General features: G+C 44.0%; 21 protein-coding genes. 11 read left to right on the top strand and 10 right to left on the bottom strand.

All coding sequences use genetic code 11. The features are described 5' to 3' along the window. The first annotated feature begins 137 nt into the window (after positions 1-137). Genes ACX0G9_RS06595 through bioB form a run of 3 tightly spaced genes read left to right on the top strand, consistent with a single transcriptional unit; the run spans position 138 to position 4,057 of the window. Positions 138-1,550, top strand: coding sequence for a hypothetical protein (locus ACX0G9_RS06595; RefSeq protein ID WP_459064077.1), 1,413 nt, complete (start codon positions 138-140; stop codon positions 1,548-1,550). Next, positions 1,544-3,034: a sulfatase-like hydrolase/transferase gene (locus ACX0G9_RS06590; RefSeq protein ID WP_459064076.1), complete on the top strand. Its 1,491-nt coding sequence runs from the start codon at positions 1,544-1,546 to the stop codon at positions 3,032-3,034. The genes ACX0G9_RS06595 and ACX0G9_RS06590 overlap by 7 nt, the downstream gene beginning before the upstream one ends. Before the next feature lie 42 nt (positions 3,035-3,076). Next, the gene (gene bioB, locus ACX0G9_RS06585) at positions 3,077-4,057 is read left to right on the top strand and encodes a biotin synthase BioB (RefSeq protein WP_459064075.1); all 981 of its coding nucleotides are present in this window, start codon (positions 3,077-3,079) and stop codon (positions 4,055-4,057) included. A 61-nt stretch (positions 4,058-4,118) separates the two neighbouring features. Here the strand turns inward: bioB and porQ are convergent, their stop codons facing one another. The 6 genes from porQ to ACX0G9_RS06555 all read right to left on the bottom strand — a co-directional run bounded on the left by porQ (position 4,119) and on the right by ACX0G9_RS06555 (position 11,875). Then, a complete protein-coding gene (gene porQ, locus ACX0G9_RS06580) occupies positions 4,119-5,144 on the bottom strand; it encodes a type IX secretion system protein PorQ (protein WP_459064074.1) in 1,026 nt (341 codons plus the stop codon). Between the two features lie 488 nt (positions 5,145-5,632). Continuing rightward, on the bottom strand, positions 5,633-8,035 hold the full coding sequence (gene lon / locus ACX0G9_RS06575) for an endopeptidase La (protein WP_459064073.1): 2,403 nt from the start codon (positions 8,033-8,035) through the stop codon (positions 5,633-5,635). Positions 8,036-8,459: 424 nt separating this feature from the next. After that, positions 8,460-9,041, bottom strand: coding sequence for a porin family protein (locus ACX0G9_RS06570; protein WP_459064072.1), 582 nt, complete (start codon positions 9,039-9,041; stop codon positions 8,460-8,462). A gap of 125 nt (positions 9,042-9,166) precedes the next feature. Continuing rightward, positions 9,167-9,772 (bottom strand): porin family protein, encoded by a 606-nt coding sequence (locus ACX0G9_RS06565; protein ID WP_459064071.1) that lies wholly within the window; start codon positions 9,770-9,772, stop codon positions 9,167-9,169. Between the two features lie 312 nt (positions 9,773-10,084). Continuing rightward, positions 10,085-11,329: a metallophosphoesterase gene (locus ACX0G9_RS06560; protein WP_459064070.1), complete on the bottom strand. Its 1,245-nt coding sequence runs from the start codon at positions 11,327-11,329 to the stop codon at positions 10,085-10,087. 45 nt (positions 11,330-11,374) lie between these two features. Continuing rightward, on the bottom strand, positions 11,375-11,875 hold the full coding sequence (locus tag ACX0G9_RS06555) for an NADPH-dependent FMN reductase (protein WP_459064069.1): 501 nt from the start codon (positions 11,873-11,875) through the stop codon (positions 11,375-11,377). A 373-nt stretch (positions 11,876-12,248) separates the two neighbouring features. Between ACX0G9_RS06555 and ACX0G9_RS06550 the strand changes: the two genes are divergently transcribed. From ACX0G9_RS06550 to ACX0G9_RS06530, 5 genes are read left to right on the top strand one after another with little or no spacing between them, the layout of a single operon-like run. After that, on the top strand, positions 12,249-13,049 hold the full coding sequence (locus ACX0G9_RS06550) for a ParA family protein (protein WP_459064068.1): 801 nt from the start codon (positions 12,249-12,251) through the stop codon (positions 13,047-13,049). Between the two features lie 7 nt (positions 13,050-13,056). Further along, positions 13,057-13,977 carry a ParB/RepB/Spo0J family partition protein gene (locus ACX0G9_RS06545; protein WP_459064067.1) on the top strand — a complete coding sequence of 307 codons (921 nt, stop codon included), beginning with the start codon at positions 13,057-13,059 and terminating at the stop codon, positions 13,975-13,977. A gap of 11 nt (positions 13,978-13,988) precedes the next feature. Continuing rightward, positions 13,989-14,693: a DUF5683 domain-containing protein gene (locus ACX0G9_RS06540; RefSeq protein WP_459064066.1), complete on the top strand. Its 705-nt coding sequence runs from the start codon at positions 13,989-13,991 to the stop codon at positions 14,691-14,693. Between the two features lie 58 nt (positions 14,694-14,751). Beyond that, positions 14,752-15,468, top strand: a complete 717-nt coding sequence (gene dapB / locus ACX0G9_RS06535; protein ID WP_459064065.1) for a 4-hydroxy-tetrahydrodipicolinate reductase — start codon at positions 14,752-14,754, stop codon at positions 15,466-15,468. Positions 15,469-15,502: 34 nt separating this feature from the next. Beyond that, positions 15,503-15,916, top strand: a complete 414-nt coding sequence (locus ACX0G9_RS06530; protein WP_459064064.1) for an RrF2 family transcriptional regulator — start codon at positions 15,503-15,505, stop codon at positions 15,914-15,916. 35 nt (positions 15,917-15,951) lie between these two features. Here ACX0G9_RS06530 and ACX0G9_RS06525 read toward each other — a convergent pair whose 3' ends face one another. Further along, positions 15,952-16,818: a HEPN domain-containing protein gene (locus tag ACX0G9_RS06525; protein ID WP_459064063.1), complete on the bottom strand. Its 867-nt coding sequence runs from the start codon at positions 16,816-16,818 to the stop codon at positions 15,952-15,954. A gap of 231 nt (positions 16,819-17,049) precedes the next feature. Between ACX0G9_RS06525 and ACX0G9_RS06520 the strand changes: the two genes are divergently transcribed. After that, positions 17,050-17,445: a helix-turn-helix domain-containing protein gene (locus tag ACX0G9_RS06520; protein WP_459064062.1), complete on the top strand. Its 396-nt coding sequence runs from the start codon at positions 17,050-17,052 to the stop codon at positions 17,443-17,445. 154 nt (positions 17,446-17,599) lie between these two features. On the opposite strand, the gene ACX0G9_RS06515 is transcribed toward ACX0G9_RS06520, so the two are convergent. Both ACX0G9_RS06515 and ACX0G9_RS06510 read right to left on the bottom strand, forming a co-directional pair. Continuing rightward, positions 17,600-18,064, bottom strand: a complete 465-nt coding sequence (locus ACX0G9_RS06515; protein ID WP_459064061.1) for a hypothetical protein — start codon at positions 18,062-18,064, stop codon at positions 17,600-17,602. A gap of 162 nt (positions 18,065-18,226) precedes the next feature. Continuing rightward, complete coding sequence (locus ACX0G9_RS06510; protein ID WP_459064060.1) at positions 18,227-19,414, bottom strand: acetyl-CoA C-acyltransferase; 1,188 nt, start codon at positions 19,412-19,414, stop codon at positions 18,227-18,229. Positions 19,415-19,528: 114 nt separating this feature from the next. Here ACX0G9_RS06510 and ACX0G9_RS06505 point away from each other — a divergent pair, with 114 nt between their 5' ends. Both ACX0G9_RS06505 and ACX0G9_RS06500 read left to right on the top strand, forming a co-directional pair. After that, complete coding sequence (locus ACX0G9_RS06505) at positions 19,529-20,002, top strand: hypothetical protein (RefSeq protein WP_459064059.1); 474 nt, start codon at positions 19,529-19,531, stop codon at positions 20,000-20,002. A 337-nt stretch (positions 20,003-20,339) separates the two neighbouring features. Then, on the top strand, positions 20,340-22,610 hold the full coding sequence (locus ACX0G9_RS06500) for a glycoside hydrolase family 3 N-terminal domain-containing protein (protein WP_459064058.1): 2,271 nt from the start codon (positions 20,340-20,342) through the stop codon (positions 22,608-22,610). Between the two features lie 7 nt (positions 22,611-22,617). On the opposite strand, the gene ACX0G9_RS06495 is transcribed toward ACX0G9_RS06500, so the two are convergent. Continuing rightward, positions 22,618-23,526, bottom strand: coding sequence for a sugar phosphate isomerase/epimerase family protein (locus ACX0G9_RS06495; RefSeq protein ID WP_459064057.1), 909 nt, complete (start codon positions 23,524-23,526; stop codon positions 22,618-22,620). Positions 23,527-23,606 lie beyond the last annotated feature (80 nt).

Below are 23,606 nucleotides of genomic sequence, written 5' to 3'. Positions count from 1 at the left end.
CCCCGGGAGCGGGAGTTACCTGGTCCAGGTCATTATTGCCGCAATACTGGCCTCATTATTCTATTTCAAAAACCTTTGGATAAGAATTAAATCTTTTTTTGTTAAAAGCAAAAAAGAAGAACAACCAAAGAATGATAATGAAAATGCCTGACCCTTTGCACCATCCTGCTTCATACAGGGATCCGTCGGGTTTTATTTTTCAGGTGAACGGTATTTATTACAGACAGGTCAGTCCCACCTACGCAGAAGAATATGCATTACTGATGGAGTCAGGTTTGTACCGGCTGCTGACGGAAAAAAAATTGCTCATCGCCCATAAGGAAGTCAGGGACAATCCTGCTTTGTCGGACAATGCCTTTCTTACCCTTTGTCCGGAACAATTAACGACCGTCAGCTACCCCTATGAGTGGAGTTTCGATCAGTTAAAGGATGCTGCCCTGCTTACTTTATCCATAATGCGTATAGCGATCGATCATGGAATGATCCTGAAAGACGCTGCAGCATTCAACATACAGTTCAGGGAAGGTATGCCACTTTTTATCGACACTTTGTCCTTTGAAAGGTATGATCCTTCCAGGCCTTGGGTTGCCTACCGGCAATTCTGTGAATGTTTTTTATTCCCGCTTTTATTGGAGCATTACGCGAACGCCGGTCTGCAAAAGATCCTGAGCGTTTATCCGGATGGGATACCTGCTTCTGTTACTGCCAGGCTGCTTCCATTGAAAAGTAGATTCCGACTGGGAGTATGGCTTCATGTTCATCTCCCTAACAGGGTCGGGAATTATAAAGAGAAGCATAACAAAGGCAGTGACCGTGCCCTTGTTTTCACCCGGCAAAAACTTCTCCATCTTATTCAAAATCTGGAGACCACCATTACCGGTTTGAAAAGGCAGCTTCCTGCCCCTACTGTCTGGAGCAATTATTACACGGGTTCGATACTCAGCAGCAACTACCTGGAGGAAAAAGAGAAAATTTTCAGACAGTTGACGGAAGAGATCGATTTCAGTTCCGCACTGGATATAGGAGCCAACGACGGATATTTTTCCCATATACTTTCCGGGCGAAAGGAAGCAGCTATACTGGCGATTGATGCAGACAATGAGTGTATCAACAACCTGTATCGTTCTGTAAAAGAAAAAAAGACCGGTAATATCCTTCCACTTTGCGTGGATATTTCCAGGCCCTCCCCGGCAATAGGTTTCCGGAACAAGGAACGGGCCTCCTTTAATGAACGAGTACTGGTGGACCTTGTCGTTGCGCTTGCTCTTATACATCATCTTGTTTTCGGGAACTGCATTCCCCTCAGTGACATCGCGGCCTGTTTTGCGGACCTTACCAGGGAGTATCTAATCATTGAATTCGTCCCTGTTACAGACCCCAAGACCAGTGAGTTGATCAAAAATAAAACAGGTATCCACCATCCGTATGACAGTTTTAGTTTTGAAAATACCTTCGGGAACTATTTCACCCTGGTCAAACAACTAAAGATTCCCGGGACGGAGCGGGTGTTATACCTGATGGTAAAAAAAAATAAGCAGATCCTATGCTAAAAAAACTGCAACAAGTTCCGTTTTTCCTGTTTTTACTGCCCGCCTTTTTTGTACTCCATGGGCTGGTCGAAAATTATACCTTTATCTCCATTTCCGATAGTTTACTGTTGCTTGGGATTTATTGCGGGGCCACGGGAGCGATTTTTCTTTGTTTTCAATGGATAGTAAAGGATAAAATAAAGGCCTCGCTTATCGCCTCCTTTATTATGGCCTTTTACCTTTTCTTCGGTGCCTTTCATGATTTCCTGAGAAAACACTCCATCTTTTTACACAAATACAGCATAATATTACCAGCCTTTATTCTTTCGACCATTCTGTTAACGTTCTATTTCAAAAAAAAGAAGAGTTTTCCACGCCTCCCCTTATTTCTGAATGTATTATTTTTGGCATATATTATTATTGATGGGTTAATCCTGGCCGGAAAGGCAACCGGTCATAACTGTTCCCCGCTGCCTTCTTATTCGTTTTCGGCCAACAATTACCAGGCATGCGATAGTTGTAAAAAACCGGACATTTATTTTTTTATTTTCGACGGCTATAGTGGCAGTAAAACACTCAAAGAGATATACGGATATGATAATAGTTCATTGGATAGTTTCCTGGTTAAGGAGGACTTCCATATTCAGAAAGGAAGCCGTTCGAATTATTGCATAACCCCTTTCTCCATAGCATCGATCCTCAATTTTTCTTATTTGAATGAGGTTCCTGATCCGCAAGGTCTTCGTGCGGATGATTATACGAATGTTTTTGAACCCATCCGTAAGAACGAAGTGGTCAATTTCCTGGTTAGGCAGGGTTACGCCATTCTGAACAATTCTTTTTTTGATCTGCCCGGGCATCCTTCCGATCGGGACCAGCCTTTTATTCCGGTAAAGACAAAATTGATCACCAATCGCACCTTATTCTCTTATATGAAAAGAGATATGGAATGGTGGTTCAATGAACATATTAAAGATTCGGCAATTAATGCCAATACCGAACAATCTGCTGTTTACCGCAACAATACCCTTTTTCTTAGCCGTACCCTGGAGGAAAGCAGTCAGGCATCGGCAAGGCCCCGTTTTATATATACACATGTGTTAATGCCGCATTATCCCTTTTTATTTGATAGCGTTATGCACAGACGCAGTGCCGGCCTGGTCGCCAGCCAGATGGACGAAACCCGGGTCAAACCTTACCTGGATTATCTTCCCTATACCAATTCCTGTATAAAAAGCATCTTATCCGCCGTCAGAAAGAATTCAGCCGGAAAAGCAGTGATCATTTTTATGTCTGACCATGGTTTCAGACATTCGGATGACGGAACTGACCATTCTTATGATTTTAATAACCAAAACGCTGTATATTTCCCGGATAGGGATTATCGGATGTTGTATGACAGTATCAGCGGGGTAAACATGTTCCGGGTCGTATTCAATAAATTATTCCGGCAAAATCTTCCAATATTGAAAGACTCGCTCATATTTTTAAGAGATAACAAATAACTTTGCCCTTCAAAAGAACATTTTCTCTATAAATTGAAAATTATGGTTCGTAAAAATTGGTCCCTTTCCGAAATCCAGAATATCTACAATACGCCTTTATTGGAATTGATCTATCAGGCAGCTTCCGTCCACAGGGAATTTAATGACACCGGGGAAGTTCAGGTTTGTACACTGCTTTCCATTAAAACAGGTGGTTGTTCAGAGGATTGCGCCTACTGCCCTCAGGCAGCCCGGTATAATACAGGGGTAAATGTCCAGGCCCTGCTTAAAAAAGAGGAGGTCCTGGAATATGCGTCAAAAGCTAAAGCAGCTGGATCCACCCGTTTCTGTATGGGAGCCGCCTGGAGGGAAGTCAGGGATAACCGGGATTTTGACCGTGTGCTGGACATGGTAAAGGGGGTGAACGAAATGGGTATGGAAGTATGCTGCACCCTGGGTATGCTGAATGAAGGACAGGCCCAAAAGCTCGCGGATGCGGGGTTATATGCCTATAATCATAATTTGGACACCTCTTCCGAGTATTATGGCGAGATCATCTCGACCAGGACCTATGATGAAAGGTTAACTACCCTGGAAAATGTTCGTAAGGCAGGGGTGACTGTTTGTTGCGGGGGTATTATAGGACTCGGTGAAACGCATGAGGACCGGGTCAAAATGCTACATACACTGGCGACCTTACCGGAACATCCGGAAAGCGTCCCCATCAATGCCCTGGTCCGGGTCAAAGGGACGCCGCTCGAAAACAATCCTAAAGTCGATACCTGGGATATGATCCGTATGATTGCTACGGCCAGAATCCTGATGCCCAAAACGATGGTCAGGCTAAGTGCAGGGAGAGCGGAGATGAGCCAGGCGGAACAGGCTCTATGTTTTATGGCAGGCGCCAACTCCATATTTGCCGGAGAAAAACTACTGACCACTCCCAATCCCAGTTTTGAAGAGGATAACCAAATGTTCGAATTGCTGGGCCTGAAACCAAGGGAATCCTTCAAAACGGAAAAGGAAATTGTGATCGCCGGTTGATCCATCCCTATAAATTCAGCTTCAATCCAATAAGGTCAGGGTCAACCCAATTCGGTCAATTTCAGTCTGATAAAGTCAGGTTCAATCCAAGTTGGTTGTAGCCCGTATTATTCTGATAGTAGCCTCGGGCATATCTTAATTGCCATTTCTTTAGCAATATACCCAGCCCCATGGAGAAGCCGGTGAAACCATTTCCTTCACTGCCTATATTCAGCTCCTTCCTCCTAATATAATTATAGGCCAGGGAGATCTCGACTTTATCACCCGGATAAACCTGGGCGGCCAGGATAAAATGGCGGAATATTTTGTCAGCAATGGATGATGCGTTTTTATTTTGTTGATCGAAGCCATTAAAATTGTTGAAGGAAGTATCATTATAACGGGTATCGAATCGTTGTAGCTGGAAAGCCGTAAAGGAGAATTGAAGAGGAGCTTTTGCCAGGCGTTTAGTGATCCCAAGTTCCAGGTCGAAAGGAAGATCCCCCGGCTTTGTTCCCTGATAGGATTTAAATTGTACGCCCATATTTCGGGCGGTAAGGCCAATCTGCAGAAGCCTGGCACTATCATAATAGTTGATTCCTATATCCATGGCTGCTCCTGAAGAGCCGTAAAGACCATATCCTGAATGTATGAATTTCAAGGTGACCCCGTAAAACCATTTCTTTTCATATCGTCTGCTGGCGGCCACTTGCGCCACATAATCCGCAGGATGAAAGGCGCCCAGGATATTTCCTGCCGCATCGGTCTGGCTAATATTTCCGTAATCGAAATAATTCACCCCTGCGGCAAATGTCGTTTGCAAATGTTGACTGGCAGCCGCCATCCAAACACTATAATTTCGAATACCTGCATAAAAGGAGTTGAAAGAGGCGTCTAGTTGCATATGCATGGAAGACCTCAGAAGGGCAGGGTTTGTGAAAGAAAGACCGACATCCTCAGAAATCGCCGAAACATTAATGCCTCCCAAAGCAGCCAGCTGGGGAGTATTGGCGAGGTTTAGAAAATTAAAAACAGTATTGCCTCCCAAAGTCTGGGCCGGGCTGCGGTTAAAAATGGCCAATAAAACGACAACTGAAAATAACCTCATTAGAAATAACGGGATCAAGCCGCTCCTGCAATATACCAATCGGCCGTGAGTTCCCGGAAAAATACCTGCCGGAAAAAAAGCCCCGGGGAAAAAGGTCTTCGGGAATTAAAGTCTCTTGAAATAATATCTCCCGGAAAGAAAAGTCTCCTCAAAGATAAAGTCTCCTGGAAGAAACGTCTTCTAGAAGAAAAATCTCTTGGAAGAAACTGTATTCTGGAAAAAACTGTATTTAAAAAAGGGAGATTGCCAAGGGCCCCCCCCTTGGCCGCAACGCATTGGATTTTTTTTGATCCCCCCCCGGGACGAAAATTTACAAGAAGGAGTCCCGGGGGGGGATCAAAAAAAACTCCCCCATTGACATGGGGGAGTTTTTTAACCCTTAAAACAACCAACATAAAAACTTATAATCAAAGTCTTAGTTAGTTAACAAGTATTAAAAGGGAATGGTTCATTACAGACTTGTTAAGCAACCCGCAACAGTCATCACCTTAATCCAGGGCCAGCTCAAGCACCTGTTGCATTGTTTTTACAAAGCTGAATTTCAACCCTTTAATAAAGGTTGAGTCAATTTCTTCTATATCTTTTTCATTCTGCCAGCAAAGGATGACCTCTTTCAGACCGGCCCGTTTGGCAGCCAGGATTTTCTCTTTGATTCCTCCTACCGGCAATACCTGTCCACGGAGAGTGATCTCGCCTGTCATAGCCAGGTAGGGCTTGACTTTTTTTCCGGTAATGGCTGATGCTATCGAACTCATCATGGTAATGCCTGCGCTGGGGCCGTCTTTTGGTACAGCGCCTTCCGGAACATGCACATGAATCGTTTTCCTGGCAAATAATCCGGGATCGATATTATATTTACGGGCATTCGATTGGAGGTAAGTCAAGGCTGTGGTGGCACTTTCTTTCATCACATTGCCCAGGTTTCCGGTAAGTTTAAGATCTCCCTTCCCATCACTGAGGCTGGTCTCCACAAAAAGGATATCCCCTCCTACCCTGGTCCAGGCAAGCCCGACGGCAACGCCCGGCATATTAGCCACCTTATAGAGGTCATTGCTATACCTGGATTTCCCCAATACCTTTTCTACGTCGGCAGGCGTCAGATTAGCCTTTAGTTTGCCTTTGGTAGCGTATTCCTTGGCCTGGTACCGCATCAGGGAGGCTAACTGACGATCCAGCTCCCTAACCCCGCTTTCCCTGGTATAATTCTGAATGATCTTTTCCAGTACCTTATCATTGATCGTAAATTCCGGCTTGCTCAGTCCATGGGCCTCTTTTTGTTTAGGCACAAGGTGGCGCCTGGCGATTTCAACCTTCTCTTCAACGGCATAACCACTTAAGTCTATGATTTCCAACCTATCACGTAATGCAGGTTGAATGGTATTGATATCATTGGCCGTTGCAACGAACAAAACTTTACTAAGGTCATACTCCAATTCCAGGTAATTATCATAAAAAGTATGATTTTGTTCGGGATCAAGGACTTCCAGTAAGGCAGAAGATGGATCTCCCCGGAAATCACTTCCTACCTTATCGATTTCATCCAGGATAATGACCGGATTGGAGGACTTAATCTTACGAAGGGATTGCAGCACCCTGCCAGGCATGGCTCCGATATAGGTCTTACGATGGCCCCTGATTTCACTTTCATCATGCAGCCCACCCAGGCTCATTCTTACATATTTCCGTCCGATGGCGTTGGCGATACTTCTTCCTAAAGAAGTTTTACCGATTCCGGGAGGACCCATAAAACATAAAATAGGGCTTTTCATATCCCCCTTAAGTTTTAAAACCGCCAGATACTCCAGGATTCGTTCTTTAACCTTCTCCATGCCATAATGGTCCTGATCCAGTATTTTTTTTGCTTTCTTCAGATCATAAGAGTCAGGAGTATAATCTTCCCAGGGAAGTTCCAGCATAAGATCGAGATGGTTAAATACCACCGAATAGTCCGGGGTACTTGGATGCATTCTCTCCAGCCGCTCGACTCCTTTTTTAAACAGATCTTTGGCTGCCACAGGCCATTTTTTAAGCTCGGCCTTTTTCTGCATTTCCTTTACCTCTCTTTCATTGCTGTCACCGCCCAATTCATCCTTGATACTCTTCAACTGTTGCTGCAGAAAATATTCACGCTGTTGTTTGTCAAGCTCCGTCTTTGTCTTATTAGTGAGTTTGTTTTTTAATTCCGCAAACTGCAATTCCCTTTGCAGTAATTGCATCAACAAGTCTGCTCTGGATTTAATATGGTGAATCTCCAGCAATTGCTGTTTTTCATGTAATTCCGTATTCAGATTGCTGGAAATAAAATGAATGAGGAAAGAAGGATTCTCAATATTCTTCAGAATAATCGAAGCTTCGGAAGGAATATTAGGAGAAAGCTGAATGATTTGTGCCGCCAGGTCTTTGATGTTGGAAACGTAGGCCTCGAAATCCTGCTCCTTTGGGGCTTCTTCTTCCTGTAACAGAACCACCTGTGCTTTAAAATAAGGATCTTCCGACGTAATGGCTCCAACTTTAAACCGCCTTTTTCCCTGCAGGATCACCGTGGTACCTCCGTCCGGCATTTTGATCAACTTTATAATCCTTGCAACCGTACCTACATCTTCCAGATCGGCTACGCCGGGATCTTCGATATTGCTGTCCCTTTGCGCAAGCACGCCGATTAACTTATCCGATTTATAGGCATCATTTACTGCTTTGATGCTTTTATCCCTGCCTACAGTAATAGGCAGTACTACCCCTGGAAAAAGTACCGTATTGCGAAGGGGGAGAACAGGAAGTTCTTTTGGAACTTCAATATCGTTCAGGTTTTCATTATCACTTTCATTTAAAGGTATGATGGGCATGAAATCCATATCATCTTCCGCACGTAGAAAAAAATTCGATTCTTTCATTTTATCGTTCGTCTTTTAATGAGCTGTCATGTAATTACGTAAACTGGCAGTGTATAGTCCCGGGTTCTATTCCCTATTACATTCAATCAATGACAAATTAGCACCTGTAGGGGAATATTCCTACTGTTTTACAGGTGAAATATATAGGTTTCAAGATTAATGCCAAGACTAAAAGACGGACAAAGACCGGGCAAGGTCTGCCGACTTATCAGGCTGTAGCTAAGGTATCCTGCAAATGCAGTAAAAGCACAGCCTTATTTGTCAGAAGCAACCTTAGCAACCTTGGTAATCTTGTTAACCCTGGTAATCTTGTTAATCATTCCTGTTCTGTCAGTTTCCAAACAAAACAGGCGTCCCTGTAATTTTTTACAAGGAGACGCCTGTTTACAATTAAATAAATTATATCCTTTAGAAAAAAGATCACTTAGAAAATCCGGAAACCCAGATAAAGCTGGAATCCCTGGTTCTTCCATTTTTCTCCATTCCCCAGATCGTTGATATCATTCAGACCGATCACATACCGGGCACCTGCCTTGAACTTGGCAAGATTGAGCTGCGCGCCACCTACCACCGAAAAATCGCCTTTTTTAAAGGCATCCTTCCCGCTTTGAACCAATCCATTTCCATTCATTAATATACCGAATTGCGGCCCTGCCTGAAGACTCAGGAAAGGTATCGGCTTAAAACTAAGCAGGATGGGAATGCTGAGATAATTCAATTTGCCTTTGATATTATTCTGGTCAGGATATAAAGAGGAGAACTTGTCGCCGGTTTGATAATTTGTCTGATTAAAAAGTACTTCCGGTTGAATTCCCCAGGCGCCGGTAAAATTGATTTCAGCAAATGCCCCGATATTATAACCGAATTTGAACCCTTGATTAAAGGACTGCCCGTCGACCTTAAAAATATTGGCGCCTCCTTTAATGCCCAGATGAAATCCCTGTGCGTGGATACCCGTAATTGAAATAAGGAATAACGAAGCTGAAAGAATAACTAGTTTACGCATGGTGGTTAATTTTAGATGAATGGCAACGGTCTAAAAATAATAGTTTATCCAATGGTAAAATATTACCTAAGGTAATATTTTACCATTGGTCATATTTCAACTAGTATGCCAAAACTTTCAATTAACTAAAACAGCTGGTATCCGAGGTGGAACTGAAAACCTTTGTTTTTCCAGGTATCACTGGAGGGGTAATTATTGATATCATTCAGCCCTATTACATAACGCGCTCCTATCTTGAATTTACCAAGATTCAACTGCCCGCCGAATACAATAGAAATATCATTTTTCTTAAATGCATCTTTAGGATAGGCAGGATTGGATTGAGCAAGACCGGTTGTCTGAGAAACCAAGTATCCATATTGGGGTCCCACTAAAATGGATAATTCGGGAACGGGTTTGAAGGCCAGTAAAATCGGGAGGGAGATATAATTAAGGGAGATTTTCGTGCTGATGGTTCCCGGATAGATCGCGTTAAAATCAGAAGACGTATTTGCCATTGTCTGGTTGAACAGCAATTCAGGCTGGATTCCCCATTGACGGGTAAAAAAGACTTCCCCGTAAGCGCCGCCGCTAAATCCGGCCTGTGTTTTCCCGTCAAATGAACGGCCGCTTAATTTAAACAGATCCGTTCCGGCCTTGACCCCAAAATGAAGGGATTGAGCGTAAGAGCTAGCAGTAGTAAGGGTTAAAAGTACGATCGAGAGGACAATAAGTGGCTGTCTCTTGTTCATTTTTGATGCTGTTTTTGGTTCAAAATAATGGATGAAATTACATGCGAATCTTTTATCCGTGTGTTAAAATGCTTTAACGACTCGTTAATCCGGGGAGACAAATCCCCACAACCCGCTACAGGCGGGCAATTCATTGTGATTTTGCGCCTTGAGGCCGTTTGCAAATGGAGGCCATCAGGCGTGAAATCTTAAAATGAATCGGGCAAATTTAAATCCTTTTGCAATAAGCATCAACAGATTATATCAATACAGGCAATAAAAAGGAAAAGGCAAAAATTTGCGCATATATATTACAGATAGTAAAAATTGGCCTTATGTAAGTTCGAAGACCGTTATCTCGGGAAGAATACCAACCCTTCCCGGGTAACCGATGAATCCAAAACCCCGGTTAACATAGAGCTTTTGGCGGCCTTCTTCATACAGGCCGGCCCATTGTTTATATGCATATTGTACCGGGCTCCATTTAAAGCCCGGAATATCGATCCCGAACTGCATTCCGTGTGTATGGCCGGCCAGGGCAAGGTCTATATCCGGGTATTGTGTCCTTACTTCTGCATCCCAATGGCTGGGATCATGACTCATTAATATCTTAAAAGGGTATTTTTCAGCCCCTGCATAAGCTTGGCTTAACTTGCCATGTTTGGGAAAACGAAGTTTTGCACTCCAGTTCTCGATGCCGATCAATACGATCTGCTCCCCTCCTTTTTCAAGGGCAACATGTTCGTTCATCAGAAGGTGCCACCCCATATTTTGTTGCAAATGCTTCAAATTTTCCAGATTGGCTTTTTTCATTTCCGGGGTTTCCCACCAAACATAATCACCGTAATCATGATTCCCCAAGGTTGAAAATACCCCCATCGGTGCTTTTAGCTGGCTGAATATATCGGTATAATCCTTCATTTCTCCCGCCACGTCATTTACAAGATCTCCGGTAAATAAAATGAGATCCGGTTTTTCGTTCATTACCTTATCCACACCTCGTTGAACTGCCTGTTTATCGGAGAAGCTACCGGCATGAATATCAGATAGCTGTATTATTTTTATACCCCGGAAGGAAGCCGGCAGGTTATCGAAGGACAATTTTACCCGGCGCAATTCATAATTGTATTTATTACTAAAACCATAGATAAGGGAAGAAAAAAGGGTTCCCCCGATACCCAGACCCAGCCAACTGAGAAACGAAGACCTGGAAATGGTTTCATCATTGATACTTTCCCCTTCCGTATCACGAAAAAAAAGCTTACCGGATGCCCATTGGAAAAGACGGCGCAGATCGTCCACCAGGAAAAATACAGAGGCCAGCACTTTGGCAAAGAAAAGCCCCAGGATCGTTGCGAAAAGATAATTCTTCCACTTATGCGATTCGGCAAATTTCAGAAAAGGCAGCAGGGCAAAAAGGACCAGAGCGGCAAGGGAGATCCCCCAATACGTGCCGTAAATAACAAGTTTTCCGCGGGAGGAAGCCCCCTGGCTAAGCGATTTGATAACCTGGAATACATAAAAATCCACTAAGATCATAACTGCGATGATGATCCCCAGAACCCCCTTGTTGCGCATGTATAGACATTTTGTTAAGCAAAAATCAGATTTTCCCTTCCGAAATCAAAATTCAATAAACTCATCCAGCTGCAATTGAATGCTATCCAGTGTGCGGGCATCCGTAATCTCTCCATTATTATTGATCAGCGAATGGATCACAGATATGGGCAGTTTATTATGATGGACCGCGACTTTCATATAATGCAGGATCCCGGTCAGGTGTTCCATGCCCCTCAGGTTACCAGCCCTGCCGCTTGATACGCCCGTCAACAAGGCTTTCTTCCCCCACCATACTTTTTGGATATCGGAAATATCAAACAGGCATTTTAATACGCCCGGTATACTTCCATTATATTCCGGTGAAATAAAAATAAACTTAGGGGACGGTATCAACAAACGCTCTTCGATCTCCGTATAGGCCGGGTTGCGCTGTAAAACATCAAGGCCTTCCAATGATAATAAACATACCTCAACACCTTTTTTGAGGAGCAGGTCCCTGTACTGGGCTGCAACGCTTAAAGTATTGCTACCGGGCCTGTTTGTCCCTGAAATAATCGTGTACATGAAAAATTTGTCTAATTAACAGTAAAGAAAAAGGAAAGTTCTCACATTTATCCTGAACAATGTATTTTTGTCGCCCCCCTCCCGCCGGAAAAGAGGGGTTTGAAAGCTTTAAACATACATATAAATCAGTATATGTCTGAATTTGCAGGTGGTATTTGCCCAAAAGGCCAGGATAAAGTCCATTAAAAACGGGGATCACTGACTATGGGAAAAATTAAATTTTGTCATTTTGCCAATTGGTGACAATTTTACCGGGATTGTAGTCGATTAAGTGAAAGAAGATGGATAAGATAATTTAAGGAAAGACTGCATTCATATATTAGAAAATCACAATAATCCTTTTGAGAACGTTCAGATGGAGCATTTATAAATTATGGCAAGAACAATTGGAGTCGCAAATCAGAAAGGCGGTGTAGGTAAAACTACTTCAGCGATCAACCTGGCGGCAAGCTTTGCTGTCCTGGAGTTCAGAACGCTGCTGGTAGATGCCGATCCGCAGGCAAACAGTACTACGGGGATGGGGTTCGATCTGCATAATGTTACCCAAAGCCTGTACGATTGTATGGTGAATAATGTCCCCATAAAGGATGTGGTACTCAAATCAGAAATCCCTCACCTGGATATCGTTCCTTCCCATATCGATCTGGTAGGGGCGGAAATCGAAATGATCAATTATCCTAACCGGGAAAGTGTGTTTAAGGGAATAATCGAGCCGATAAAAAAGGATTATGATTTTATCATCATCGATTGCTCGCCTTCCCTTGGATTGATCACGGTAAATGCCCTGACTGCCGCAGATTCAGTTATTGTACCGGTCCAAACGGAGTTCTTTGCCCTGGAAGGTCTGGGCAAACTCTTGAATACCATCAAGATCGTCCAGAGCAGACTTAATCCGGAATTGGCCATTGAAGGGATCCTGATGACGATGTATGACGGGCGTCTTCGGTTATGCAACCAGGTGGTCAGCGAGGTACGCAAACATTTCGATGAGATTGTTTTTAATACCATCATACATCGGAACACAAAGATCAGTGAGGCCCCCAGCGTTGGTAAACCCGTGATCCTGTATGATGCTTTCAGCAAAGGTTCCATTAACTATCTGAATCTGGCTAAAGAAATTCTGCAAAAGAATAATATGACAAGGATCAAACAAGAGGAAAGAATCTTAGAATAAAAAAAACATGACCACCCCCAATAAAAAAGATAAAGAGGCCTTAGGAAAAGGAATCAGGTCTTTATTACAGAGCATCGATTCGGATCTGAAAACCAACGCAGGAGGGCTTAAAACATCCGTGGTCGAAGCGGTTACCAACATGCTCCGGATCCCGCTGGAGCAGATTGAGGCCAATCCCCGGCAACCCCGTCATGATTTTGATGAACAGGCTTTGCAGGAATTGGCGCAATCGATAAGACTCCACGACATCATTCAACCCATAACCGTATCCAAACTGCCTACGGGCAAATACCGGTTAATCTCCGGAGAACGTCGTTTCCGGGCATCGAAAATCGCAGAACTGAAGGATATTCCGGCTTATGTCAGACAGGCAGATGACCAGCAATTGCTGGAGTTGGCACTGCTGGAAAATTTGCAGAGAGAGGACCTGAATGCGATGGAAATTGCCCTTAGTTACAAAAGGATGATGGAGGAGTTGAACTATACGCAGGAACAGGTAGCAGAACGTATGGGGAAAGAAAGAAGCACAGTTGCCAACTATATACGCCTGTTAAAATTACCGCCGGATATACAGGTTGCCGTTCGCAGCAATCAATTGTCGATGGGACATGCCCGCGCGCTGGTAAATGTAGACACTGTCGACAAACAGCTTTATCTCTTCCATGAAATAAAGAACAAAGGCCTTTCTGTGAGACAAACAGAAGAGCTGGTCCGCAGGCTCTACAAAGATCAGCCCGCTGTTAAAAATTCGGTAAAACCCGCTATACCGGAGGCTTTCAAAAGAATTGAAGATAACTTAGCCTCGCATTTCAGCACCCGGGTAAAACTCAATCACAATAAAAAAGGAGAAGGAAGCATTTCCATTGAGTATTACTCCCTGCAGGAATTAAACAAACTGTTGGACCAATTGGGGGTTTCTGTTAACTAAGTATCCAGCGTATGAAGAGGGTTTGGCATTTTTTACTTTTAGGGAGCCTGCTTTTATTGCAAACTAAGTCCTTTTGCCAGCAGAAAGAAAACGATACCATCCCCTCTTTTATCAAGGGGAAAGAAGGTGTTGGAATCAATGTTACAGACACCCTGAAACCCAAAAAAGAAAACACTACTGATTCTCCCTATAAAGTCGATTCCGCCACCCGGAAAAAACATGATCCGCATAAAGCCACGCTTTATTCGACTTTTTGCCCCGGTCTTGGCCAGATTTATAACCGGAAATATTGGAAACTTCCTCTCGTATACGCTGCCGTAGGTATCCCGGCCTATACCTTTTTTTATAATAAAAGCTGGTATCAAAAGTGCCAGTATGCCCTGGCCGTCGTTTTAAATGGCACGACCGACCAGGATAGCCTGAACAAAGTAGATCCGCACCTGAGCAGTTTAGTAAAGAGTAAGGATGATAATGCTATAAGGACCTATCGTAATGAATATCGCAAAGACCAGGATTATTCTGTGCTGTTCTTCCTGCTATTCTGGGGTCTCCAGATTGTAGACGCAACAGTGGACGCCCATTTGATGAATTTCGACATCAGCAGTGAATTAAGTTTCCATTTGACTCCGGGCTCATCGGCTCAAAGTAATGTCACGGGCGTCGGTGTTGCCTTTGAATTACATAAACCCCGCTACAAGCCCATTCCCCTTCCCTGAACTCCTCATGGAAAATTCAACAATTTAATTTATTATTGCCGCAATAATTAGCTCCAACATGAAGATTGCGCTCATCGGTTATGGCAAAATGGGAAAAGCGATTGAAGAAATTGCCGTGGCAAAAGGGCATGAGATCGTTTTAGCCGTTTCGATCGATAATTTAGAAGATAATACGGCAGAAAAGATCAAAAAGGCAGATGTCGCTATCGAATTTTCCGGTCCGGAAAGTGCTTATGATAATATTATCAGGTGTTTACAAGCCGGAGTTCCGGTTGTCAGCGGCTCGACGGGATGGCTGAACAGGTTTGAAGAAGTCCGCCGGTATTGCCTGGAAGGAAATAAGACATTTCTTTACGCCAGTAATTTCAGCATAGGTGTCAACATTTTTTTTGAGGTGAACAAACGTTTGGCTGAACTAATGGCCCCCCATCCGGGTTATAAGGTTAGCATGACCGAAATCCACCATACACATAAAAAGGATGCTCCCAGCGGAACCGCTATTACCCTTGCAGAGCAGATCCTGGAAAAAATTCCCGGTAAAAAAAGCTGGATAAATCATATTAGTAATAACTTAGATGAATTAGAGATCATCAGTGAACGGGTAGATCCCGCACCGGGAACCCATCAAATCAGGTATAATTCGACCATCGATTCGATTGAGATCACCCATACAGCACACAATCGTCAGGGTTTTGCCATGGGAGCTGTGCTGGCAGCAGAGTTCATTCATGACAAAAAGGGTATTTTCAGTATGAAAGAGGTATTGGGGTTCTGAAAAAATTGTCCAACCACTAAACAGGAGTAATAGTATGCTTTCGAAGAAAACGCAATATGCATTTCAGGCACTGATGTACCTGGCCGAAAAAGGAAAAGAAGGGCCTGTATTGATCGCAGAAATTTCAAAAAAGAAAAAAATCCCCCTTAAATTCCTGGAGAACATTCTGCTCGAGTTGAAAAATGCCGGAATTCTGGAAAGTAAAAAAGGAAAGGGTGGAGGATATTATTTTGGGAAAAACCCGAAAGACGTTCAATTGGCGACGGTTATGCGTTTACTGGACGGCCCTATTTCTCTTCTACCCTGCGTGAGTCTTTACTTTTATGAAAAATGTAAAAACTGCGATGAAAAACATTGCGGATTACGTACAGTTATGTCCCAGGTTAGGGATGCCAACCTTAAACTCCTGGAGAAGAAGACGATTGCAGACCTGGCCAAACAAGGATAACTGTTTTTTCTTACTGATATAACTTTCCGGTATAACTACTTTTCAGCCAGCATTTTATCAAGCAGGACAAACCTGTTCCTGCAAAGCCGTTCAGCTAAAGATAATAGATGATCAATCCTTTCTGTTAATTGATCAAGGTCATCTTCTCCAATAGAATAACCTTCTTTATATCTGGCATCTATATAGCTGTATAACAGTAATCTGAACAAAGACTCTTCTGCTTTACTGTTACCGGGAAACAACATGGCAAGCTCGATCGAAAACCTGCAGGTATAACGCCTTAGTTTATCTAAATTATGCGTACAGGGCTTATAACCGGTAAAAACCAGCAAAATGGCCTGATAAGCATGTTCAGCAGCCTGGTGAAGAAGAAAAACAGCAATATTCATTTGTTTTTGCTGCCGGTTAAACAATGCACTTCTGAAAAACGCCTTTCCCTGAAACCACCACCTTTCAAAATCCCGCCGGGCCTTTGTTTTTATAAGAAACAGATCCGGAGGGGTTGCCTTTACGAAAGGACAGGAACCGGCATCATACAACAGAACAGCTTCCTGAAGGATGGAGGAAAAAAAATAATTCCCTTCAGACAATTGATCATTAATGTATTCTATGTCATGCACCAGCACCGTTACAGGCGTAACACTACGGCACCGGTTCGTGATCAATTCCTGTAATTCCTGATCCGGACGACGGTCACCCCGCCGCATAATTACCAGAAGATCATAACTACCTGTCCAGGATGGAAATTGAGAAGTGGCTATCACATTCCCGCCGGCCCCTGAAGTGCCGAACAACCCAAAAAGAATGACCTTTTCAGGGTGAATACAATTTATGATGACCTTGGTGATCCTATCGATTTGATCCCGTTTAAGGACCGGCAAATGACCGAGTGAAGTGTTCATAGTTCCAGATTAATAGGTATTGATAAATCATTTCATTGCTTCCGACTACCCTGCTTTCCTAAATGGGCCAAAAGAATTCTTTTTCTTAAAAAAAGAAGAATTAATTAAAAAATGTACTGATATAAGATTTAGCAATTTTTTTGGCTTACATTTATAATACTTATACGAAAGCCCAAATATACCATCAATTTTGATATTACTAATTATTTTGGGAATTTTTATTTTTACAACATGCAGTTTTTAGGAAAGAACATAAAATATTTAAGAAAAAATTTATCTGAAAACCAATCTACTATTGGGTCCTTGGTCAAAAAAGGCCAAACTACCATCGGCAATTGGGAGAATGGGATTAGTGAGCCTAATGTGGAAGAGTTGCTTATACTTAGCAATTATTTTGATATTTCTTTGGATGTTCTGATAAAAGTGGATCTGGCACAAACTACCTGGTTAACTACGCTCAGGGATGGAAAGGAAAAGATAGGAGAAAAAAAAGCTAAAGCTTATGAGCATGCTCCTGAAGACGAATCGATGGTACTCGAAAATGATAATTTCAGCCTCTCCTATGTCATGGAGGAGATAAAATCACTACGCGTCGAAATTGCACGGATCAATGCGCGCCTTATGTGATCCTTCCACTAATATTTCAAACAATGAATCGTCAACTATTTTCAACAGAAAAGCCGCATTGCTGCGGCTTTTCGTCGATACCTTTTTATTTTGCCCTCTTCTTTAGAAGCAGGGATTTGTTCTTTACATTTTTCTGAAAAAAATTATCCTGTCATTAGGCATGAATTGCCTTTTTGGTTGCGGCGATGGCTCCGTCTATATGACCAAAAGCCCGCGCCTGAAGTCCCTGGGCAAACTGGTTATCTTCATCATGGCTGATATCCTGGCGTGCTTTTCTCAGCAGGTCAACAGCCTCATGAAGCCGGCCATTATGATCATTGCGTTCATCAACCCGGGGATGATCCTCCAGATTTTTGCCGTCATCGATGGCTGCCTTTTTGATCTCACTGATAGCGGCATCGATACGCCGTACCGCCTCTGCTTCATCTACAGTCCGTTCCCAATTTCCGGGACGGTGCTCAATCATCCACCGTGCGGCCCTGAGATCGGATAAAGCATGAAGATAATAGGGATGCGCACCTTTCCATTCAGTAAAACCAACCTTTGCCTGCGCGGCAGTTACAATGCTAACGGTTACCAACAAACTAAAAATGCATTTCATAAGTGATTGACGATTCATGTGGATGTTTTTAATTTAAAAAATGGTTTGAAACGGTAATTTACAAGGGCTAAGTCTTATTACCCATGTCACCGCATCATAGACCATCAAACGAAGGCTTCGTTTAAAAATTAAATGATGAACATCCGTTAACCTGCCGTTAACCGTATAATACCGGAAGATTTAAGCCAGGAGGTTAGCGATAACCATCGCAGAAGCCCCACCCCCGCCATTGCAAATACCTGCTGCTCCAAATTTCGCTTTATTTTGCTGCAAGACATGAAGGAGCGTAACAAGGATCCTTGCTCCACTGCAACCAAGAGGATGTCCGATCGATACCGCCCCTCCATTAACATTGACTCTGGCCGGGTCCAGTTTCATTCTCCTGGAGTTTTCTATTCCGACTACCGCAAAGGCTTCGTTTAATTCCCAATAAGAAATATCTTCCATGGTAAGGCCGGCTTTGGCTATTGCTTTTGGAACCGCTATGGCTGGTGTGGTGGTGAACCATTGAGGCTCCTGTTCCGCATCCGCATAAGAAACGATCCTTCCAATCGGCTTTAATCCCAGGGCATCGGCTTTTTCTTTACTCATCAGGACAAGAGCCGCAGCACCATCGTTCATGGTACTGGCATTAGCAGCCGTTACCGTCCCGTCTTTTTGAAAAGCAGGCTTTAATTCAGGTATCTTATCGAATTTTACATTGAAAGGCTCTTCATCCCTGGTTAATAATACCGGGTCTCCTTTACGTTGAGGGATCTCGACCGGGACGATCTCATCGGCAAACTTACCGGCTGCCCATGCAGCCTGGGAACGTTTGTAACTTTCTATAGCAAATGTATCCTGTTCCTCCCGGCTGATTCCGCATGTGGAAGCACATAATTCAGCAGCATTTCCCATAGCCTTGCCATCATAGGCATCCGTTAGACCGTCTTTGGCCAGCCCATCGGTAAGGGAAGTGTTCCCGTATTTGTTACCCCAACGCAGATTCTCCGTATAATAAGGAACATTACTCATACTTTCCATGCCTCCGGCTACTACGATTTCCACATCTCCCAATGCAATAGCCTGGGCAGCCTGAGCAATAGCCTTCATTCCGCTGGCGCATACCTTGTTGACGGTGGTGCAGATCACCTCGTCAGGCAACCCGGCCAATTTTGCAGCCTGGCGGGCCGGAGCCTGCCCCAGATTGGCCTGTAAAACACAACCCATCAATACTTCCTGTACCTGGTCGGGACGGATCCCTGCTTTTTGGATAGCCCCTTTAATGGCAATTGCCCCCAGGCGGGTAGCTGAAATATCTTTCAACGATCCGCCAAAACTCCCGATTGGGGTCCGGACTGCAGAAACAATGACTACTTCTTTATTCATACGTGGATTTTTGTTTACAGTAACGCAAGATACCAAAAATACTAACGACTGTTAGCGCCGGCAGGTATGTTCGGCAGAATTTAGTGAAACTTTCTTTTTAGATTTGCCGCCACCATGAAAGCAGCTACCATCCATGAGATTAAACAGGAAATGACATCCCTCTCCCCTTCCCGGTTATTGGAATTATGCCTGAGACTGGCAAAATTCAAAAAGGACAATAAGGAATTACTTACCTATCTTCTTTTTGAAGCATCGGATGAATCCGCTTATATTTCAACTATAAAAAAAGAGATCGATCTGGAATTTGAGGAGCTCCCCCGGCCAACTCTTTATTTGACCAAAAAAAGCCTGAGAAAAATCCTTCGCACCACTTCCAAACAGGTACGTTATACAGGTTCCCCCCAAACAGAGGTCGAATTGCTGACCTATTTCTGTTTGAAAGTCAGGGAATCAAATATCCCTATTAAAAATAGTCCTGTCCTTACCAATCTTTATCAGCAACAATTGAAAAAAATAAAGACGGTCATCGGGACAATGCACGAAGATCTTCAATATGATTACATTAAGGAATTGAAGAAGCTGGAGTAATTGTAAAAATTTTATTAAAATGGCTGATAAAATTACGCGGATAATCAAATTTTAGTAACTTCATTACTCATCAAAGAAAAGGAGGTATTCATGATATCAACAGATAAATCATGGACATCTCCGGTAAACTTCTGTTAACCGGACCCGTCCACAAGAAATAATCTGCTGACTTAAGGTCAGGACCATCCCGGTAGCCCGGGATGGTTTTTTTATCCGGATAAATTAGTATCACAAATAGGCAAAAGTTCATGATGGCAAGCCAGGCTCTTCTGCTTAATTTTAAATTTTACCTTCCCGGCAGGACCCGATAGATCCGAGCGGGACTAACCGATCTTTTATGAGCAAGTTTGCCATTGTCGTTTCTGGGGTCCTGTTCGTTGCAGGCCTCCTCCCCGCCTTGTTTTCTTCCGCCCAGAATTCCTCCGGCAAACAAAAAGCGGATGCCCTGATACAGAAAATGACATTGGATGAAAAAATAGGGCAAATGACCCAGGTCACCCTGGGCATGATCGGAACTGCCGAGGACGGCGTATTGGACGCGTCATCCCTGGCAAAGGCAATGGAACAATATAAAGTCGGCTCCATTTTAAATGTTACCAATCATGCCCTGACAGTGGATCAATGGCATGCGGTCATTACGCAGATCCAGGATGCCGCTAAAAAGAACCGGCTGGCCATCCCGGTAATTTATGGTCTGGATGGTATACATGGTCAGACCTATACCCTGAATGCCACTTTATTCCCACAAAATATAGGAATGGCCGCTACCCGTAATCCCGGGCTGGCTGCATCGGTTGCAAAGATAACTGCCAAAGAGCTGCGTGCTTCGGGAGTTCGCTGGAACTTCGCTCCGGTGCTGGATTGCGGCCGCCAGCCTTTATGGTCAAGATTTCCGGAGACCTATGGGGAAGACGTGTATATCGGGAAGACCATGGGTGCTGCCGCCATCAGGGCCTATGAAGAGGATGGTCTGCGGTCCCCTTCTGCTGTAGCCAGCTGTATGAAACACTATCTTGGTTATTCGGCATCCCGGACAGGTAAGGACAGAACTCCCATCTACCTTCCGGAAATTGAAATGAGGGAGTATTATCTTCCACAGTTCCGGGCGGCCATTCAGGCTGGCGCTTCAACGCTGATGGTCAACTCCGGCGAGATAAACGGAGTTCCTGTGCATGCCAGCAAATACCTGCTGACAACGGTTCTGCGAAAGGAATTAGGTTTCCAGGGGGTCATCGTTTCCGATTGGGAAGATATTATCCGGTTGCACACCAGGCATAATGTGGCCCCAACGCCCCGGGCTGCGGTAGTTCTTGCGGTCAATGCCGGAATTGACATGAGTATGGTTCCCAATGATTTTTCATTTTTCGACCTCCTGAAAGAAGCGGTACAAAAAGGTGAAGTACCTGTGAGCCGTATCGACGATGCCGTTAGGAGAATATTGATCCTCAAGGAAAAGCTCGGCCTGTTCGAACAGCCTTACCCGGAACAGGCTGCTGCTGTTCAGTTCGGAAAGACAGAATATCAAAACATTGCCTTACAGGCAGCCAGGGAAGCAATGACCCTGCTGCAGAACCAGGGAGATCTGTTGCCCTTGTCAAAGAATGCCCGTGTATTGGTCGCTGGCCCTTCTGCACAAAGCATCAGTGCCTTGAATGGATGCTGGAGTTATACCTGGCAGGGAAAAGACGAACAATGGTATCCCAAAGACAGCAAAACCATCTATCAGGCTATTTCCGAAAAGCTGGGCGCTTCGAATGTAATCACTACCACAAATCCGGGATTTGAAAATGCAGCAAACTTCGACACCGCGTCCTTAAAAACTGCGTCATCCGGGGTGGATGCGATCATATTATGCCTGGGCGAAAATGCCTATGCGGAAAGCCCGGGCAATATAAGTGATCTGGCCCTGCCGGAAGAGCAGGTGATGCTGGTGAAGGCAGCAGTGGCAACAGGAAAGCCCGTCACTATCGTCCTTACGGAAGGAAGACCCAGGTTAATTACCGGTATCGCCCCCCTGGTTAAAGGCATCCTGCTGGCTTACTGGAGTGGCAAAAAAACGGCAGAAGCCGTAAGCGATGTTTTATTCGGGGACTATAATCCGGATGGGATCCTACCTTTCAGCTATCCCCGCAGCATGGGCGAAATGGTGCTTTATGATCGTAAACCGACTGAGGACATCCGGGAAATTTTTAATTCTAATATGACGATGGATGGTTATAAACCGCTTTTCCCTTTCGGTTGGGGATTAAGTTATACCAGCTTTGAATATGGCGAGCCGGAACTCAATGCTGACAAATTGAATACAGGTGGAAAACTTAAGATCAACATCACGGTGAAGAATACCGGCAGCAGAGAGGGTAATCATACTATCGAATTATATACCCGCGAACATTATGCGAGCATTACGCCTAATATGCGTCGTCTCCGGGCCTTTTCCAAAGTATTTTTGAAAGCAGGGGAAACCCGGATTGTGAGTTTCACGCTGGATAAAAATGATCTTGCCTTTGTAAATGAAGCGTTCAGGACGGTAACCGAGCCTGGTGAATTTGATGTGTTTATCGGAAATAAAAAGGCCAAATTTTCGGTTGTCTACCCTCCAGCCCCCTAAAGGGGAGTTAATATCCCCATTTTTTCATGATGGCCAGGTCTGCTTTGGCGCAATCCAGGGGAGACTTTCCCTGATAAGATTCCTGTTCTATAATAAACTGATGTGTTCCTCCGGAATTTTTTCCCAGATCCACGACTTGTTTGGTATTCACGATCCCTTCTCCAAGTATGGTGCTTTCGTATTTTTCAGAGCCTGAGGAAGCCTTGATCTCATCTTTCACATGCATCAACTCGAACCTGCCCGGATATTGCATAACCACGGCAATCGCGATGGCCCCGCCATTGTAAAGATTCCCCATGTCCAGTTGCTGGGCCACCAGCTCAGGATCGGTATTCTGTAAAATGATATCGAATATTTTTTTGTTGTTCAGTACGCTGCTGAATTCGAAATCATGGTTGTGGTAACCGAATTTCATTCCGGACTTCTTACACAATTCTCCGCTTTTATTAAACACGTCCATATAATGTAAAAGGTCATCATAGGTTTTACGCAGGCTCTCGTCGAGCCAGGGACTGATGACATATTGCTGACCAACGACAGCTGCATCTTCCACGGTCAGCTTCCATTCATCCGTAAAGTCCTTTTTCCCTTCGTCCCAATGTTTGGGATCCATCCGGGTGTGACCGCTGAGCATTTTCAGCCCAAGCCCATCGAGCAGTCCCTTAAATTCCTTAGCCGTAAACCCATAAAATTTACGATCCACATAATTGGCATGTTCTACGTATTTATACCCCATCCCTGCCAGTTGTTTGAGCGTTCCGGCCGGGTCTGTTTTCATGTCATCCCGCACCGAATATAATTGTATCCCTACAATACGTTTTTTCCGCATTTCTGCAAAACTGTCACCGGGCAAAAAACTGGTTGCGGCAATAGCAAGGGCGCTGTTCTTTAAAAAGGTCCTACGGGAATGATGCATACGAATGAAAGATTTATGTGGACAGTTGATCGATGGACGGTTTCGTGACCAATCGGATGTTATGGACGAATTTAAATTTA

The organism is Flavitalea flava (genome assembly GCF_054461575.1).
This window is presented reverse-complemented; position numbering and strand designations above follow the sequence as displayed.